Origin of the sequence: Cellulomonas fimi, assembly GCF_028583725.1 — a bacterium.
GTDB classification, from domain to species: Bacteria; Actinomycetota; Actinomycetes; order Actinomycetales; family Cellulomonadaceae; genus Cellulomonas; species Cellulomonas fimi_B.
The window spans coordinates 2,560,704-2,577,916 of record NZ_CP110680.1 but is presented as its reverse complement, the minus strand read 5'-3'; the positions used below and the strand labels follow the sequence as shown (position 1 = coordinate 2,577,916).

Here is a 17,213-nt window from a genome sequence, read left to right as displayed (position 1 = left end):
CTACGCGTCCACTGTGCGGTTCCCGAGAGACGAACGGGAACCCGTTTGACAACTCGACAACGTTACGGCGGTCATAGCGAAGGGGAAACGCCCGGTCCCATTCCGAACCCGGAAGCTAAGCCCTTCAGCGCCGATGGTACTGCACTCGCCAGGGTGTGGGAGAGTAGGACGCCGCCGGACACCATTCAGAAAGAGCCACCCCATCACCGGGGTGGCTCTTTCTGTTTCTCGGGAGTTTTGGCTCGTGTCGGATCTCTCGTCGACGTGTTGTGTCGACGTCGTGTGGGCTGGCTGCCGCACCGTGGCCGCGTGCGCACCGATGTGATCGAGGCGTCGTGGTGCTCCGCCGGTCCAGGAAGAGACGACGGGGTGCGGGATGAGACCATGGTGCGGTCGTGTGCGACGAGGAGAGAGCCATACATGAACAGCGATCACCGGTCCGCTCAGCCTGAGCGTCGAGGACCGTCACGCGAAGGTCAGCAGACCTCGGGGAGCGGGCGGTCGAGCTCGGCGTCCGGCGGTTCGGGTGACCGCCGCACCAGTGGCTACCGCGGACAGACCGGGTCGGGACGTGCGTCAGGCGACGAGCGCGGACGCGGTGAGCGTCCAGGTCGCGCGTCGGGTGGCTCCTGGTCCGGTGACGGCGCAGGGCGTTCGCGTGGCGGCCAGCGGTCGGCCCCGCGGTCGTTCGACGACCGCCCGGACCGGTCCGGCGGGTTCGCCGGCAGCGGATCGCGCAGCTCGAGCACACGTCAGGGGCGGCCTGGCGACGACTCGCGGCGGGCTGCGGGCCCCGGCCGTGGCGACTCGCGCGACGGTTCGCGTGGTGGGCACTCGGGTGACCGATCGCGTGGCGACTACTCCGGTGGCGGCTCGGGTGGTGGGTACTCGGGCCAGGGGTCGCGTGGCGGGTACTCCGGCGGTGGCTCGCGCGGCGGGTACTCGGGCGGGAGCTCGCGCGCAGGCTACGCCGGTGGTGGCGCACGTGGTGGGTCCTCCGGCTCGGGTTCGCGTGGCGCCTACTCCGGTGGTGGCGCACGTGGTGGGTCTTCCGGCGAGGGATCGGGTGGCGCGTACCTCGGCGGCGGCTCTCGTGCGGGATACGGCGGGGGCTCCGAGCGGCGCGGTGACGATCGGCGGGGTCCGGCCGGCGACCGGCGTGACGACCGTCGTCCGGATCGCGCTGGTGGAGTCCGCGGTGGCGACACGGATCGTGGTGCGCGCGACCGGCGTGGCGGTCGGCCCGACAGCGGTCGTGAGCGCAGCGCGTGGAGCGGTGGCGGTCCGGAGGGACGCGAGCGCCGTCCGTACTCCCGCGATGACGCGGCCGAATTCGGCGGTGGCCGCGGCGCGGGTGATCGGGCCGGCGGCGGTCCTCGGTCCGGTGCACCGGGGCGGCCCCGGGTCGCCGGTGAGCGTCCGGGAGAGCGGGCTGGGGGGTACTCAGGTCGTTCCGGCGAGCGTGCCGGCGGGAGCTGGGCGGGCCGGTCCGGCGAACGTCCCGGCGGTGCGAGCCGTCGCTCCGGTGACCACACCCGTGACGAGACGCCGCACACCCGTGACGAGGCGCCGCGCCGCTCCGGTGACCGCACCCGTGACGACGCGCCGCGTCGCTCGGACGAGCGGGCCGGCGGGTTCGCCGGTCGTTCTGGTGAGCGGGCTGCGGGGTACTCGCAGGGGCGTTCTGGTGAGCGGGACGGTGGGTACTCGGGGGATCGTGCTGGAGGCCGCCACGGTGAGCGGTCGGGTGGCCGCGCCGGTGGGGGCTGGTCGCAGAGCGGTGCACCCCGGCGTGGCGCGGCGGGTCCTGGGAGCGACAGCCGTCGGCCCGGCGGGCCGGCGCGAGGACGCGACGACGTCCGGGACGGTGAGCAGCGGGCGACGCGGCCGGCGCAGGACGAGCGTGTGCCGGCCCCGCCGCTCCCGGACGACGTGGTGTTCAGCGACCTCGACCGGTCGGTGCGGGCGCGGCTGCGGTCGCTGACCAAGGACAACGCCGAGCGCGTCGGCCGGCACCTCGTCGTCGTGGGGCTGCTCCTCGACACCGACCCGGAGCTCGCGTACGAGCACGCCCAGGCGGCGGTGCGACGCGCCGGTCGGATCGACGTCGTGCGTGAGGCCGCGGGGCTCGCCGCGTACCGGACGGGTCGCTTCGCCGAGGCGCTGCGTGAGCTGCGCACCGTGCGTCGGCTCAACGGCTCCTCGGAGCACCTGCCGATCATGGCCGACTGCGAACGTGGGCTGGGACGCCCGGAGAGGGCCATCGCGCTGGCCAACGAGCCGGAGGCGGAGACGCTCGACGCCACCGCGCGGGTCGAGCTCGCGATCGTCGTGTCGGGCGCGCGGCGGGACCTCGGGCAGACCGAGGCCGCCGTCGCGGTGCTGTCGAGCCCCGCCGTCCAGCAGCAGTCCGGGGTGCTCGGCGTGCGGGTGGCGCAGGCACGCGCCACGGCGCTCGAGGCCGCGGGTCGGTCCGAGGAGGCGGCGTCGCTGCTCGCGCAGTTCTCCGCCGCCGAGCTCGCCGAGGCCGCAGGGGAGGTGGACGAGGAGGTCGTCGTCTTCGACCTCGAGGACGAGGACTCCGCCGATCTCGACGACGCGGCAGCCGATGCCGGCGCCGGTGAGATCGCGGACGACGGCGAGGCGCAGTCTCTCGACCACGGTGCGGACGACGGCGGGACCGGCGCGTCCGCGACGGGCGCGGAGGGCGAGGACGACGGGCCGAGCGCCGCGGCTGACCCGGGGATCGAGGGCGCATCCGCGACCGGCGGTGCTGATGACGGCGTGGGCGCTGACGACGGCGTGAGTGACGACGGCGCGGGCGCTGACGACGGCGCGGGTGACGACGGCGCGGGCGCTGACGGTGGCGTGGGCGCGGCGGCGGCGCGGGACGACGAGGGGGAGGACGCGTGAGCGGCGGGCTCGTCGGGTCGGACGTCCCGCTCGCGGACAGGTTCGACCTCGCGCTCGTCGACCTCGACGGCGTCGCGTACCGCGGGCACGAGCCGATCGACGGCGCCGCCGAGGGGCTGACGTCGGCGCGCGCGCGGGGGATGCGCCTGGTGTTCGTGACGAACAACGCGTCGCGCGAGCCGGAGTCGGTCGCGGACCAGCTGACCGAGCTCGGCATCCCGACGCGGTCCGGCGAGGTGATGACCGCCGCGCAGGCGGCCGCGCAGCTCCTGCGCACGCGCCTCCAGCCCGGCGCCAAGGTGCTGGTCGTCGGCGGGCAGGGGCTGCTGACGGCGGTCCGGGCCGCGGGCTTCGTGGTCGTGGAGTCGGCCGACGACGAGCCGGCCGCGGTCGCCCAGGGGTTCGCGCCGGACGTCGGCTGGGCGCAGCTCGCGGAGGCGGCGTACGCCGTCGAGCGGGGCGCGTGGCACGTCGCGTCGAACCTGGACCTCAGCCTGCCGACGGCGCGGGGCTTCGCGCCCGGCAACGGGTCGCTGGTCGGTGCGGTGCGCAACGCGACCGGTGTCGTCCCGGACAGCGCGGGCAAGCCGTCGCCGACGATGTACCGGATGGCCGTCGAGCGGGCCGGGGCGCGCGAGACGCTCGTCATCGGCGACCGGCTCGACACGGACCTGGGCGGCGCGCGCGCGGGCGGGTACGTCGGGCTGCACGTCCTCACAGGTGTGAGCACGGCGCGCGACGACGTCCTCGCGGTGCCGGCCGAGCGGCCGCACCTGATCGGGGCCGACCTGCTGACGCTGCTCGACCCGCACCCGGTCCCGCACCAGGACGCCGACGGGTGGTGGGCGTGCGGGGACGTGGCGGCGCGGGTCGTCGACGGTGCGCTGGACCTCGGGCGCACGTCGCCCGCGTCGCCCGCGGACCAGCTCGACCTCGTGCGGGCGGCCTGTGCCGCGGCGTGGGACGCCGTCGACGCCGGGCGTCCGCTCGACGCGGCGACGGTGCCCGACCTGCGCGTCGACGCACCGCGGCGCTGAGCCGGCGGACGGTCGGGTCCATCTCCGAGCTGCGGCGAGGGGACGGAGCGGCGGCCGGAGACGACGCGGCCCGGCCTGTGGGTGCGTCGGACCGAGGTGTGGGCCTCGCCGGGTACCGTGGGCGCGGTCGTCATGGAGCAGGTCGTGACGTGGGGGCCGTCTCGAGCGACGGTCGGGGCGCACGAGTCGGAGCGCACGAGGAGGTACACCGGTGAGCGAGACGTCCGCGCTCGGGCCGCACGACGGTCCGACGACGGGGGACGCCCAGGTCGACGAGGCGCTGACGCGCCTCGCCGAGCTCGACGACGCCCCGGTGCGTGACCACGTCGCCGTGTTCGAGGCGGTGCACGGCGCGCTCCAGGACCGGCTGGCGGACGCGGAGGGCTGAGGGGCCGTGACGACACGCCTCGACAGCGAGCTCGTCCGGCGCGGGCTCGCCCGGTCGCGCGGCCACGCGGGCGAGCTCATCGCCGCGGGCCGGGTGTCCGTCGCCGGGCGCGCCGTCGCACGCGCGTCGGTGCAGGTCACGGACGAGGACGACGTCGACGTCGCGGTGGACCCCGCGGACCCCGGGTACGCGTCACGCGCGGCCCACAAGCTCGCAGGCGTGCTCGACGCCCTCGGTCCGGACGGCCCGCGCGTCGACGGCGCGCTGTGCCTCGACGCGGGGGCCAGCACCGGCGGGTTCACCGACGTCCTGCTCCGCCGCGGCGCGCGGCGTGTCGTCGCGGTCGACGTGGGGCACGACCAGCTCGTCCCGGCGCTGCGGGAGGACACGCGGGTCGAGGTGCGCGAGGGCGTCAACGTGCGGTCGCTCGCGGCGGGCGACGTCGTGCCGGCCCCGGGCGTCGTGGTCGCCGACCTGTCGTTCATCTCGCTCGGGCTCGTGCTGCCGGCGCTGGCGGCGGTCGCCGCACCGGGCGCCGACCTCGTGGTCCTCGTGAAGCCGCAGTTCGAGGTCGGGCGCGAGCGGCTGGGGTCGGGGGGCGTCGTGCGGGACCCCGCGCTGCGGGCGCAGGCGGTGCGCGACGTCGCGACGGCCGCACAGGCGGCCGGCCTGGGCGTGCGGGCCGTCGCGCGCAGCGTCCTGCCGGGGCCGAGCGGCAACGTCGAGTACTTCCTCTGGCTCGTCGTCGGCGCTGCGCCGCCCGACGCGGACGGGGTGCCGCTGGACGAGGCCGTGCGCGACGTCGTCCGGCACGGGATCGAGGTGCGTCGCGTGCGCGCGGCGCTCGGAGGTGAGGCGTGACCAGACGAGCGCTCGTCGTGACGCACGGCGGTCGGGAGGAGGCCGTCGCGGCGACGCAGGAGGCCGTCCGCGAGCTGGAGGCAGCCGGCGTCGAGCCCGTGCTGGCGCCGGACGAGGCGGGTCCGGACGACCTGCCGCCGTTCGACCTCGCGATCGTGCTCGGCGGTGACGGGACGATCCTGCGCGCAGCCGAGCTCACCCGCGGGACCGGGGTGCCGGTGCTCGGCGTGAACCTCGGGCACGTGGGTTTCCTCGCGGAGGCCGAGCGCGACGACGTGGGCGAGGCGGTGCGGCGTCTGACGGCCGGCGACTTCGAGGTCGAGGAGCGCGGCACGCTCGACGTGCGCGTACTGCACCCGGACGGCACGGTGACCGAGGGGTGGGCGCTCAACGAGTGCGCGATCGAGAAGGCGGACCGGTCGCGGATGCTCGAGGTGATGCTCGAGGTCGACGGGCACCCGCTGTCGTCGTTCGGCTGCGACGGCGTGGTGGCGTCCACGGCGACCGGGTCGACCGCGCACGCGTTCTCCGCGGGCGGGCCCGTCGTCTGGCCCGACGTCGACGGCATGATCCTCGTGCCCATCTCGGCGCACGCGCTGTTCGCGCGACCGCTCGTGGTGGGTCCGCGCAGCCGCCTCGCGGTCGAGGTGCTGGACCGGTCGTCCGCGCGCGGCCTGGTGACGTGCGACGGGCGGCGCCAGCTCGACGTCCCGCGTGGCGCGCGCGTCGAGATCACCCGCAGCGACGTCCCGGTGCGGCTCGCACGCCTCACGCTCGCGCCGTTCACGACGCGGCTGGTGCACAAGTTCGGGCTGCCCGTGAGCGGCTGGCGCGGCCGGCCGTCGGGCGGCGGCCCCGCGAGGACGGGGGAGTGACGTGATCGAGGAGATCCGGATCGACAACCTGGGCGTCATCACCCGCGCCCACGTCGAGCTCGGGCCCGGGCTCACGGTCCTGACCGGCGAGACCGGCGCGGGCAAGACGATGGTGCTCACCGCGCTGTCGCTGCTGCTCGGCGGCAAGGCCGACCCGGCGACGGTGCGTCGCGGCGCGTCGTCCGCGGCCGTCGAGGGCCGGGTGCTGCTGCCCGCCGACGCGCCGGCGGTCGAGCGCGCGGCTGAGGCGGGAGCCGAGCTCGACGACGACGGCAGCCTGCTGCTGGTGCGCACCGTGGGGGCCGGCAGCGACGGCGTCGCGGGCCGCTCGCGCGCCTACGTCGGCGGCCGCTCGGTGCCGCAGGCGGTGCTCGCCGACCTCGCCGAGGCCCTGGTCACGGTGCACGGCCAGGCGGACCAGGCGCGCCTGCGCTCGCCCGCGCACCAGCGCGACGCGCTCGACGCGTTCGTGGGCGAGGCGCACCGGGACACGCTCACGCGGTACCGCGCGGCCTGGACGGAGCGCACCCGGGTCGCCGACGAGCTCGACGACCTCGTCGCCCGGACGCAGGAACGCGCCCGCGAGGCGGAGCTGCTCCGGCTCGGGCTCGCCGAGGTCGAACGGGTCGACCCCCAGCCGGGCGAGGATGTCGCGCTCGCCGAGGAGTCGGACCGGCTGTCGCACGCGGAGGACCTGCGCGCCGCCGCGTCGGGCGCGCACGAGGTGCTCGCGGGCGACGCCGACGCGGCGGGTGACACGCCCGCGGCGACGGAGGTCGTCGACCGCGCGAAGCGCCTGCTCGAGCAGGCGGGCGGCCACGACCAGGCGCTCGCGGCGCTCGCGACCCGGGTGGCCGAGGCGGGCTACCTGCTCGCCGACGTCGCCGCCGAGCTGTCGTCGTACCTCGAGGACCTGCAGGCCGACCCGCTGCGGCTCGAGGCCGTGCAGCAGCGCCGGGCGGAGCTCGCGCAGCTGACCCGCAGCTACGGCTCGGACGTCGCCCAGGTGCTCGACTGGGCCGAGGACGCGGGGCGTCGCCTGCTCGACCTCGACGGCGGCGACCAGCGCCTCGACGACCTGCGGGAACGCGTGCGCGCGCTCGACGAGGAGATCGCGGGCCTCGCCGCCGACCTGACGAAGGGCCGGACGGAGGCCGCGTCACGGCTGGCGGCGGCGGTGTCCGAGGAGCTCGCCGGGCTCGCGATGGCCGGCGCCGAGCTCCAGGTGGCCGTCGAGCCCGCCGAGCCCGGGCCGTACGGCGCGGACCGCGTCGAGATGCTGCTCGTGCCGCACGCGGGCGCGCCCGCGCGCCCGCTCGGGAAGGGCGCGTCCGGCGGCGAGCTGTCGCGCGTCATGCTCGCCCTCGAGGTCACGCTCGCGACCGCACCCGACTCGGGTGCCACGCGTCCCGGCACGTTCGTGTTCGACGAGGTCGACGCGGGCGTCGGCGGGCGTGCGGCGATCGAGGTCGGTCGCCGTCTCGCGGACGTCGCCCGGACCGCCCAGGTGCTGGTCGTCACGCACCTCGCGCAGGTCGCGGCGTTCGCGGACCGGCACCTCGTCGTCACCAAGTCGACGGCCGACGGGGTGGACGTCGTGACCGAGTCGGATGTGCGTCTGGTCACAGACGAGGCGCGCGTGCGCGAGCTCGCCCGCATGCTGTCCGGCCAGGACGACTCGCAGGCGGCACGCACGCACGCGGCCGAGCTCCTGGAGCTCTCGTCCGTGGGACGATGAGGCACGATGAGAGCTTCCCTGCGCAGACGGACCCCCGCGCCCGAGGCCGGCGTCATCGCCGGTCCGGCCCGGGTCGACCCCCGGACCAAGGCCCTCACCAAGCGCCTGCGGCCGGGTGACGTCGCCGTCATCGACCACCTCGACCTCGACCGGGTCTCGGCCGAGGCGCTCGTCGCCTGCCAGCCGGCGGCCGTGCTCAACGCCGCACGGTCCACGTCCGGCCGGTACCCGAACCTCGGGCCGGAGATCCTCGTGTCGGCGGGCGTGCCGCTCGTGGACGACCTCGGCGCGGACGTCATGGCGCTGCCCGAGGGGCACCAGCTGCGCGTCGTCGACGGCTGCGTCTACGACGGCGAGACGCTCGTCGCGGAGGGCGTCGAGCAGACGCCGCAGACCGTCGCGGCGACGATGGAGGAGGCCCGCGCCGGGCTGTCCGTCCAGCTCGAGTCGTTCGCGGCGAACACCATGGACTACCTGCGCCGGGAGCGGGAGCTCCTGCTCGACGGCGTGGGCGTGCCCGACATCGACACGGCCATCGACGGGCGCCAGGTCCTCATCGTCGTGCGCGGGTACCACTACAAGGAGGACCTGGTCACCCTCCGCCCGTACATCCGCGAGTACCGCCCGGTGCTCATCGGGGTCGACGGCGGTGCGGACGCGATCCTCGACGCGGGCTGGAAGCCCGACATGATCGTCGGCGACATGGACTCGGTGTCCGACCGCGCCCTCACGTGCGGCGCGGAGGTCGTCGTGCACGCCTACCGCGACGGCCGCGCGCCCGGGCTCGCGCGCGTCGAGCAGCTCGGTGTGCGTCACGTCGTGTTCCCCGCGACCGGGACCAGCGAGGACGTCGCGATGCTGCTCGCCGACGACAAGGGCGCGGAGCTCATCGTCGCCGTCGGCACGCACGCGACGCTCGTCGAGTTCCTCGACAAGGGCCGGTCCGGCATGGCGAGCACGTTCCTCACGCGCCTGCGCGTCGGCGGCAAGCTCGTCGACGCCAAGGGCGTGTCCCGGCTGTACAAGCACCGGATCTCGAACCTGCAGGTCGCGCTGCTCATCGTCGCGGGCCTGTTCGCGCTCGGTGTCGCGCTCGCGTCGACCGCGGCGGGACAGACCCTGCTCGGCCTGCTCGGCGCGCGCATCGACGACCTCACGTCCTGGATCGGGTCGCTGTTCGGAGGGTCGTCGTGACCCTCCGGCGTCCCGCCGCACGTCCCGCCGCGCGAACCGCGCCCCACCCCGCCCCGCTCGCCCGCCGCCTCGCGGCCGCGGCGACGCCTGCCGCCGCCCCCGACGGAGATGCCGCACCGTGATCGACTTCCGCTACCACATCGTCTCGCTGATCTCCGTGTTCCTGGCGCTCGCGGTCGGCATCGCGCTCGGCGCCGGGCCGCTCAAGGAGACCATCGGCGACACGCTGACGGGCCAGGTCGAGCAGCTGCGCTCCGAGAAGGACGAGCTGCGCGCGCAGCTCGACAGCGCGTCCGACGACCTCGGGCACGCCGTGACGTACATCGACGCGGCCGCACCGCGCCTGCTCGACGGCGCGCTCACCGACCGTCGCGTCGCGGTCGTCGCGCTCGGCGAGGTCGACGAGTCGGTCCGGACCGCGGTCGACGAGCGGTTCACGCAGGCGGGTGCCACGGTGACCGCGCACGTCACGCTCAACGACGCGTGGACCGACGCGGGCCTCGACTCGTTCCGGCAGGCGCTCGGCGGCCAGCTCGTGCAGTACCTCTCGCCCGCGCCCGCCGACGGTGCGGGCGTGCAGGAGGAGCTCGCGGCCGCGCTCGTGCAGGGCCTCGTCGCCGCCGACCCCGCGGCGCCCGACACCCTCGCGTCCGACTCGGCGTTCCTCCTGGAGCTGCTCTCCGGCGGCGACTACCCGCTGGTCACGCTGCAGGACCCCGTGGAGGTGCCCGCCGACGCGGTCGTCGTGCTCGCACCGTCCGAGCGCGACGCCCAGGACGGCGCGTCCGCCGACCCGGAGCAGACCGAGCAGACCCAGGCCGCCTGGCTCGCGGTCCTCACGGCCGCCCAGGAGCGCTCCGAGGGCGCGGTCCTGGCCGACGGGCCGCGCGGCGACGGCTCGCTGACCGACGCGATCCTCGCGGACGACGAGCTGGCCAGTGCGCTGACCACCGTCACGGACACGCAGCTCGTCGCCGGGCAGGTGTCGACCCCGCTCGCGCTCGCGGTGTGTATCTCCGGGGAGAACGGCCACTACGGCTTCGGCGAGGGCGAGACGCCGCTGCCCGACGCCGTCACCCTCGCACCCGTCGACCGCACGCCGGCGACCGCGGACGCCGGTGCGGGGGCGGGCACCGAAGGGACCCAGGGGTGAGCGTGAGCGTCCTGCGGCGAGCCGCAGCCGCCGTCGTCGCGGGCGGCGTGACCGCGGTCGTGCGCGGCGTGCTCGACATGAGCCCGCCCGGTGGTGCGGCGCGCTGGACGCGCACCAACCACCGCGGCGAGCCCGTGAGCATGCTCGAGGGGCCGGCGGTCGCCGCGGGGCTGCTCGCCGGCGGGCTCGTCGGGGCGCCGACCGCACGCGCGGCGCTGGCGCTGACCGTGGCGACCGGTGCGGGAGCCGCGTTCGGGGTCGTCGACGATCTCACCGAGGACACCGAGGTCCGGCGCAAGGGCCTGCGCGGGCACCTCGGCGCGCTGTCCCGCGGCGAGCTCACCACGGGCGGCCTCAAGGTGCTGGGGATCGGCGCGGCGTCGCTCGTCGCGGCCGCGGTCGCGACCCCCGTGCGGGACGCCTCGGGGACCCGTCGCTCGGTTGCCGGATGGGCCGCCGACGTCGCCGTGTCCGGCGCACTCGTCGCGGCCAGCGCCAACCTCGTCAACCTCCTGGACCTGCGCCCCGGCCGCGCGCTCAAGGCCGCGTCCGTCGTCGCCGCACCGCTCGCGCTGGCCGGCGGCGCCGGTGCGGGCGCCGCCGCCGGCGTGCTCGGCTCCGCGGGTGCCGCGGGGGAGCAGGACCTCGCCGAGCACGACATGCTCGGCGACGGCGGTGCGAACGCGCTCGGGGCCACGCTCGGCACCGCGCTCGTCCTCGCCGCCCCCCGACCCGTGCGGTGGGCGGCGCTCGGCGTCGTCACCGCGCTGACGCTGGCGAGCGAGAAGGTCAGCTTCACGCAGGTCATCGAGCGCACGCCCGTGCTGCGCGAGATCGACGGCTGGGGTCGCCGTCCGGCCGTGCACGCCCCGGGCGCGGTCGCGCCCGACGAGGTGCCGGACGCCGAGCCCGTCGCGGACCCCCGCGTCGCGCCCACGGCGATGTCGTCCGACGTCGGCCGGGACGGGACGGGCGAGGGCACGCTCCCGTCGACGACCGGGCCCGCGTGAGCCCCGCCGCTCGCCGGGTCCTCGGCGGGCTCGGCGGTGCCGCGGCCATGATCGCCGCGATCACCGTCCTGAGCCGCGTGCTCGGGTTCGGCCGCTACCTCGTCCAGGCCAGCGCGTTCGGCGTGGGGGCGATCGGCAGCACGTACAACTCGGCGAACCTGCTGCCGAACGTCCTCTTCGAGGCCGCGGCGGGTGGTGCGCTCGCGGGCGCGCTCGTGCCGCTGCTGGCACTGCCCGTCGCGAAGCACCTGCGGGAGGACGTCGACGCGGTCGCGTCGGCCGCGCTCGGGTGGACGCTCGCGGTGCTCGTGCCGCTCGGCGTGCTCCTCGCGGCGCTGGCGGGACCGATCGCCGCCGTCTGGCCCGACCTGCCGGACGCGCAGCGCGACCTGCTGCGGTACTTCGTCACGGTGTTCGCGGTGCAGGTGCCGCTCTACGGCGTCGCGGTGCTGCTCTACGCCGTGCTGCAGGCGCACAAGAAGTTCTTCTGGCCCGCGTTCGCGCCCGTCATGTCGTCCGTCGTCGTCATCGCCGTGTACGCGACCTACGGGCACCTCGCGGGCGGCGAGCGCAACGACCCGGCGGCGGCCGGCGACACGGCGCTCACGGTGCTCGCGTGGGGCACGACCGCCGGCGTGGCGGTCATGGCGCTGCCCATGTTCTGGCCGGTGCACCGCCTCGGCGTGCGGCTGCGCCCGACGCTGCGCTTCCCGCCCGGGGTCGCACGCCCGTTCGCGGCGCTGGCGTTCGCGGGCGTCGGGTCGCTCGTGGCGCAGCAGGTCACGACGCTCGTCGTCATGCTCGTGTCGTCGTGGCGCGGCGGCGACGGCACCTTCTCGCTGTTCGTGTGGTCGCAGCAGGTGTACCTCCTGCCGTACGCCGTGCTGGTCGTGCCGCTCGCGACGTCCACGTTCCCGAGGCTCGCGGCCCGTGCCGCCGAGGGGCGGTCCGGGGAGTACGCGTCGATGGCGTCGGCCACGACGCGGGCGGTCGTCGCCGCGGCCGGGGTCGGGGCGGCTGCGGTCACCGCGGCGGCTCCCGCCGTCGCGGACGTGTTCGGTGCCATCGGGCAGGACCGCGCGGGCATCGCGGCGATGGCGCCCACGATCACGCTGATGATGCCCGGGCTCGTCGGCTTCGCCGTGATGTTCCACGTGTCGCGCGCGCTCTACGCGCTCGAGCGCGGTCGCGCGGCCGTCACCGCCAACGTCGTCGGCTGGGCGACCGCCGCCGTCGGGTCCGTGGTGCTCGCCGTGGTGCTCGTCCCGGACGGCCAGGACCTGGCGCGCACGCTCGCCGCGGTGGCCGTCGCGGGGACCGTGGGGATGCTCGTCGGCGGCGTCGCGGCCGTCGTGGCGCTGGCTCGGGCCGCGGGTCGGCCGGCGGTCGCCGGGCTGGCCAGGACCGCCCTGGTCGTCGTCACGGCCGGGGTCGCGGCCGCGCTCGCGGGCCGCTGGGTCGTCGACGCCGTCGTCTCGCTCGTCGGGCACGGCGTCGCGGCGGCGGTCGGCGCGGCCGCCGGGGGCGGCGTCGTCGCGCTGGTCGTCCTGGGCGGCGCCCTCGCGGTCCTCGACCGGCGGACGCTCACCGACGTCGTGCGCGTGGAGCGCACGCCCGTGCCCGCCGGCGCTGCCGCGCCGACGGTCCCCGACCCGACCGACTGAGACACGCCGGCGGCGTGGCGGGACTCACCCCGCGCGCCTGCGCGTCGCCCGTCCCACGTCCGGTAGATTGGAAGCCCGTGACAGAGCGCGCGCATCGACTCTCCGGGCGGTCGGACTCCACGACCCGGCACATCTTCGTCACCGGGGGCGTCGCCTCCTCCCTCGGCAAGGGTCTGACGGCTTCCAGCCTCGGCCGCCTCCTCCGCTCCCGTGGCCTCCGGGTCACGATGCAGAAGCTCGACCCCTACCTCAACGTCGACCCCGGGACGATGAACCCGTTCCAGCACGGCGAGGTCTTCGTCACCGAGGACGGCGCCGAGACGGACCTCGACGTCGGCCACTACGAGCGGTTCCTCGACGTCGACCTGGTCGGCTCGGCCAACGTCACGACGGGCCAGGTCTACTCGCAGGTGATCGCCAAGGAGCGGCGGGGCGAGTACCTCGGCGACACCGTGCAGGTCATCCCGCACATCACCGACGAGATCAAGACCCGCATGCGGTCGCAGGCGAGCGACGACGTCGACGTCATCATCACCGAGATCGGCGGGACCGTCGGCGACATCGAGTCGCTCCCGTTCCTCGAGGCCGCCCGTCAGGTCCGTCACGACCTCGGTCGGTCCAACGTGTTCTTCCTGCACGTCTCGCTGCTGCCGTACATCGGCCCGTCGGGCGAGCTCAAGACGAAGCCCACGCAGCACTCGGTGGCCGCGCTGCGCAGCATCGGCATCCAGCCCGACGCGATCGTCCTGCGCGCCGACCGTGACGTGCCCGAGGGCACCAAGCGCAAGATCGCGCTGTTCTGCGACGTCGACGTCGAGGGCGTCGTCACCGCCAAGGACGCGCCGAGCATCTACGACATCCCGCGCGTGCTGCACTCGGAGGGTCTCGACGCGTACGTCGTGCAGCGCCTCGGCCTGCCGTTCCGCGACGTCGACTGGTCCGGGTGGGACGAGCTGCTGCACCGCGTGCACCAGCCCGCGCACCAGGTCGAGGTCGCGCTCGTCGGCAAGTACATCGACCTGCCGGACGCCTACCTCTCGGTCACCGAGGCGCTGCGTGCGGGCGGTTTCCACCACGACGCGCGCGTCGTCATCCGGTGGGTCCGGTCCGACGACTGCCAGACGCCCGAGGGTGCCCGGCTCGCGCTCGAGGGCGTGGACGCGGTGCTCGTGCCCGGCGGGTTCGGCGTGCGCGGCATCGAGGGCAAGCTCGGCGCGCTGCGCTGGGCGCGCGAGAACCTCGTGCCGACGCTCGGGATCTGCCTCGGCCTGCAGTGCATGGTCATCGAGTACTCGCGGAACGTCCTCGGGCTCGACGGCGCGTCGTCGTCCGAGTTCGACGAGAACCCCGCGCACCCGGTCATCGCGACGATGGCCGAGCAGCTCGCGATCGTCGGCGGCGCCGGGGACCTGGGCGGCACGATGCGGCTGGGGGCGTACGAGGCGCGGCTCAAGCCGGGTTCGGTCGTCGCCGAGGCGTACGGCAGCGAGACGGTCTCGGAGCGGCACCGGCACCGCTACGAGGTCAACAACGCGTACCGCGACAAGCTCGAGGACGCCGGGTTCGTCATCTCGGGCGTCTCGCCCGACACGTCGCTCGTCGAGTTCGTCGAGCTCCCGCGCGAGACGCACCCGTACTTCGTCGCGACGCAGGCGCACCCCGAGTTCAAGTCGCGTCCGACGCGTGCGCACCCGCTGTTCGCCGGCCTCATCGGCGCGGCGCTCGCGCAGCGCACCGACGAGGCCTGATGACGGGCTCCACGGGTCCGGTCGAGGACCGGCACGCGCCGCGTCCCGTCGTCTCGCACGAAGTCATCCACCACGGCAAGGTGTGGGACCTCGCGGGCGACGTCGTCGACCTGGGCGACAGTCAGGTGCTGCGCGAGTACGTCGACCACCCCGGTGCGGTCGCGGTGATCGCGCTCGACGACGAGGACCGGGTACTGCTGCTGTCGCAGTACCGGCACCCCGTGCGGCACGAGCTGTGGGAGCCGCCCGCGGGGCTGCTCGACGTCGAGGGCGAGGACCTCGTCGTCGCGGCCGCGCGCGAGCTCGCCGAGGAGGCCGATCTCGTCGCGGGCTCGTGGTGGCGGCTCACGGAGTTCTTCTCGTCGCCAGGCGGCTCGGACGAGCGGATCGTCGTGTTCCTCGCGCGGGACCTGTCGCCGGTGCCGGACGCCGACCGCTACCAGCGGGTCGACGAGGAGGCGGCGATGGTGCCCGCGTGGGTGCCGCTCGACGAGGCCGTGGACGCGGTGCTCGCGGGCCGGCTGCACAGCCCGACGACGGTCTCCGGTGTCCTCGCGGCGGCCGCCGCACGGGCACGGGAGTGGTCGACGCTCGTCCCCGTCCACCCGGTCTGACGCATCGCCTCGACCGCACGCCCCGACCGCACGCCCCGACCGCACGCCCCGACGCGGCGCCCTCCGGCCCTCACGGGCTGAGGTGCGCCGCGTCGCGCGTCTCAGCGGCTCGTCGACCGGCGGTACTGCAGGTTCGCGAGCGGGATGAACACGAGCAGGAAGATCCCCGCCCAGATGAGCGTGTAGAGCTCGGCGTGCTGCAGGGGCCACGCGGCGGGCGGCGGGACCTGCGGGGGGATGTTGCCGAACAGCTCGCGCGACGCCTGCGTCACCGCCGAGACCGGGTTCCACTCGGCGAACGTCTGCAGCGGGGCAGGCAGCGTGTCCAGGGGCACGAACGTGTTCGCGACGAAGGTCAGCGGGAAGATGACGATGAACGTCGCGTTGTTGAACACCTCGACGCTCGGGACGAGCATGCCGAGCCACGCCATCACCCACGAGATCGCGTAGGCGAACACCAGCAGCAGCAGGAACCCGAGGGCCGCCTCCGCGACCGAGCTGTGGATGCCCCAGCCGACGAGCAGCCCGGTGAGGCTCATGACGACGAGCACGAGCACGTTGTTCACGACGTCCGACAGCGTCCGCCCGGTGAGGACGGCCGACGGCGCCATGGGCAGCGAGCGGAAGCGGTCGATGATGCCCTTCTTGATGTCCTCGGCGAGGCCCGCACCCGTGATCGTGGCGCCGAAGATCACCGTCTGGGCGAAGATCCCCGCCATGAGGAACTCGCGGTACGCGCCCGGGTCGGCACCGCCGGGGACCTCGATCGCGCCGCCGAACACGTACGCGAACAGCAGCACGAACATGATGGGCGACAGCGTGGTGAAGACCAGCAGGTCAGGGACGCGCTTGATCTTGATGATGTTCCGCTTCGCGACGACGTAGGCGTCGGACAGCACGATCGGGGTGGCCATCACTCGCCTCCGGAGGTCGGTCGCAGACCGGTCGTGACACCGGCGGGCGGCTCCTCGTCGGACGGGCGGCCGTCGCCGTCCTCCTCCGCGGGCCGGCCGGTGAGCGAGAGGAACACGTCGTCGAGGGTCGGGCGCCGCAGGCCCACGTCGTCGAGCGTGATGCCCGCGTCGCCGAGCACCCGCAGCGACTCCGTGAGCGTGCTGGGGCCGCCGTCGACGGGCATGAGCAGCGAGCGACGACCGTGGTCCAGCGTCGCCGCGCCCACGCCCAGCGGCTCGAGCAGGCGTCGCGCGTCGTCGAGCCGGGCGGGGTCGCGCACCGTGAGCTCGAGGCGCTCGCCGCCGACCTGCAGCTTGAGCTCGTCCGACGTGCCCTGCGCGATGATCCGGCCGTGGTCGATGACCACGATCTCGTCCGCGAGCAGGTCCGCCTCCTCCAGGTACTGCGTCGTGAGCAGCAGCGTCGTGCCACCCGCGACGAGGTCCTGGATGACCTCCCACATGTCCGCGCGCCCGCGCGGGTCCAGGCCCGTCGTCGGCTCGTCGAGGAAGATCACGGGCGGGTCGGCCACCAACGCCCCGGCCAGGTCGAGCCGTCGCCGCATGCCGCCCGAGTACGTCTTCGAGGGGCGGTCGGCCGCGTCCTCGAGCCGGAACGCCGCCAGCAGCTCGCGGGCGCGCGCCTGCGACCTCTTCGCGCCCAGGTGGTAGAGCCGGCCGATCATGTCGAGGTTCTCGAACCCCGTGAGGTACTCGTCGACCGCCGCGTACTGGCCGGACAGGCCGATGCGGCGGCGCACCTCGCGCGGGTGGGTGCGCACGTCCACGCCCGCGACGGTCGCGGAGCCCGCGTCAGGCTGCAGCAGCGTCGCGAGGATGCGGACGATGGTGGTCTTGCCCGCCCCGTTGGGGCCGAGCAGACCGAGCACCGAGCCGGTGGGCACGGTGAGGTCGACGCCGTCCAGCGCCGTGACGTCCTTGTACCGCTTCACCAGTCCGGTGGCGGTGATCGCGTCGGTCATGCCACAGCAGCGTAGGGACCGCCGCCCACATTCGTCCCGTTCCCTCCTGTTCGTACCGGTCGCGGCCGGACCTCCGGCCGGG

14 protein-coding genes and 1 rRNA gene are annotated in these 17,213 nt (G+C 75.1%); 13 read left to right on the top strand and 2 right to left on the bottom strand.

Features of this window, described 5'->3' with window-relative positions:
* Window positions 1-63: 63 nt before the first annotated feature.
* From rrf to OOT42_RS11615, 13 genes are all read left to right on the top strand, one after another.
* A 5S ribosomal RNA gene (rrf, locus tag OOT42_RS11675) occupies window positions 64-180 on the top strand.
* 1,725 nt (window positions 181-1,905) lie between these two features.
* The gene (locus tag OOT42_RS11670) at window positions 1,906-2,913 is read left to right on the top strand and encodes a hypothetical protein (RefSeq protein WP_273651383.1); all 1,008 of its coding nucleotides are present in this window, start codon (window positions 1,906-1,908) and stop codon (window positions 2,911-2,913) included.
* Entirely contained in the window at window positions 2,910-3,950 is a 1,041-nt protein-coding gene (locus tag OOT42_RS11665; protein WP_273651382.1) for an HAD-IIA family hydrolase, read from the top strand. The genes OOT42_RS11670 and OOT42_RS11665 overlap by 4 nt, the downstream gene beginning before the upstream one ends.
* Before the next feature lie 211 nt (window positions 3,951-4,161).
* Window positions 4,162-4,338, top strand: coding sequence for a hypothetical protein (locus tag OOT42_RS11660; protein ID WP_273651381.1), 177 nt, complete (start codon window positions 4,162-4,164; stop codon window positions 4,336-4,338).
* Window positions 4,339-4,344: 6 nt separating this feature from the next.
* On the top strand, window positions 4,345-5,199 hold the full coding sequence (locus OOT42_RS11655) for a TlyA family RNA methyltransferase (protein WP_273651380.1): 855 nt from the start codon (window positions 4,345-4,347) through the stop codon (window positions 5,197-5,199).
* Window positions 5,196-6,074, top strand: a complete 879-nt coding sequence (locus tag OOT42_RS11650) for an NAD kinase (RefSeq protein ID WP_273651379.1) — start codon at window positions 5,196-5,198, stop codon at window positions 6,072-6,074. The genes OOT42_RS11655 and OOT42_RS11650 overlap by 4 nt, the downstream gene beginning before the upstream one ends.
* Window position 6,075: 1 nt before the next feature.
* On the top strand, window positions 6,076-7,812 hold the full coding sequence (recN, locus tag OOT42_RS11645; RefSeq protein ID WP_273651378.1) for a DNA repair protein RecN: 1,737 nt from the start codon (window positions 6,076-6,078) through the stop codon (window positions 7,810-7,812).
* Between the two features lie 6 nt (window positions 7,813-7,818).
* Entirely contained in the window at window positions 7,819-9,006 is a 1,188-nt protein-coding gene (steA, locus tag OOT42_RS11640; RefSeq protein WP_273651377.1) for a putative cytokinetic ring protein SteA, read from the top strand.
* 118 nt (window positions 9,007-9,124) lie between these two features.
* Window positions 9,125-10,159 carry a copper transporter gene (locus OOT42_RS11635; protein ID WP_273651376.1) on the top strand — a complete coding sequence of 345 codons (1,035 nt, stop codon included), beginning with the start codon at window positions 9,125-9,127 and terminating at the stop codon, window positions 10,157-10,159.
* The gene (locus tag OOT42_RS11630) at window positions 10,156-11,169 is read left to right on the top strand and encodes a hypothetical protein (RefSeq protein WP_273651375.1); all 1,014 of its coding nucleotides are present in this window, start codon (window positions 10,156-10,158) and stop codon (window positions 11,167-11,169) included. Before OOT42_RS11635 ends, OOT42_RS11630 begins: the two co-directional genes overlap by 4 nt.
* Window positions 11,166-12,833 (top strand): murein biosynthesis integral membrane protein MurJ, encoded by a 1,668-nt coding sequence (murJ, locus tag OOT42_RS11625; RefSeq protein ID WP_273651374.1) that lies wholly within the window; start codon window positions 11,166-11,168, stop codon window positions 12,831-12,833. Before OOT42_RS11630 ends, murJ begins: the two co-directional genes overlap by 4 nt.
* 77 nt (window positions 12,834-12,910) lie before the next feature.
* Window positions 12,911-14,581, top strand: coding sequence for a CTP synthase (locus OOT42_RS11620; RefSeq protein ID WP_273651373.1), 1,671 nt, complete (start codon window positions 12,911-12,913; stop codon window positions 14,579-14,581).
* On the top strand, window positions 14,581-15,195 hold the full coding sequence (locus OOT42_RS11615; RefSeq protein WP_273651372.1) for an NUDIX domain-containing protein: 615 nt from the start codon (window positions 14,581-14,583) through the stop codon (window positions 15,193-15,195). Before OOT42_RS11620 ends, OOT42_RS11615 begins: the two co-directional genes overlap by 1 nt.
* A gap of 101 nt (window positions 15,196-15,296) precedes the next feature.
* Here the strand turns inward: OOT42_RS11615 and OOT42_RS11610 are convergent, their stop codons facing one another.
* Together OOT42_RS11610 and OOT42_RS11605 are read right to left on the bottom strand one after the other, a co-directional pair.
* Window positions 15,297-16,109 (bottom strand): ABC transporter permease, encoded by an 813-nt coding sequence (locus tag OOT42_RS11610; RefSeq protein WP_273651371.1) that lies wholly within the window; start codon window positions 16,107-16,109, stop codon window positions 15,297-15,299.
* Window positions 16,109-17,131, bottom strand: coding sequence for an ATP-binding cassette domain-containing protein (locus OOT42_RS11605; RefSeq protein WP_273651370.1), 1,023 nt, complete (start codon window positions 17,129-17,131; stop codon window positions 16,109-16,111). Before OOT42_RS11605 ends, OOT42_RS11610 begins: the two co-directional genes overlap by 1 nt.
* Window positions 17,132-17,213 lie beyond the last annotated feature (82 nt).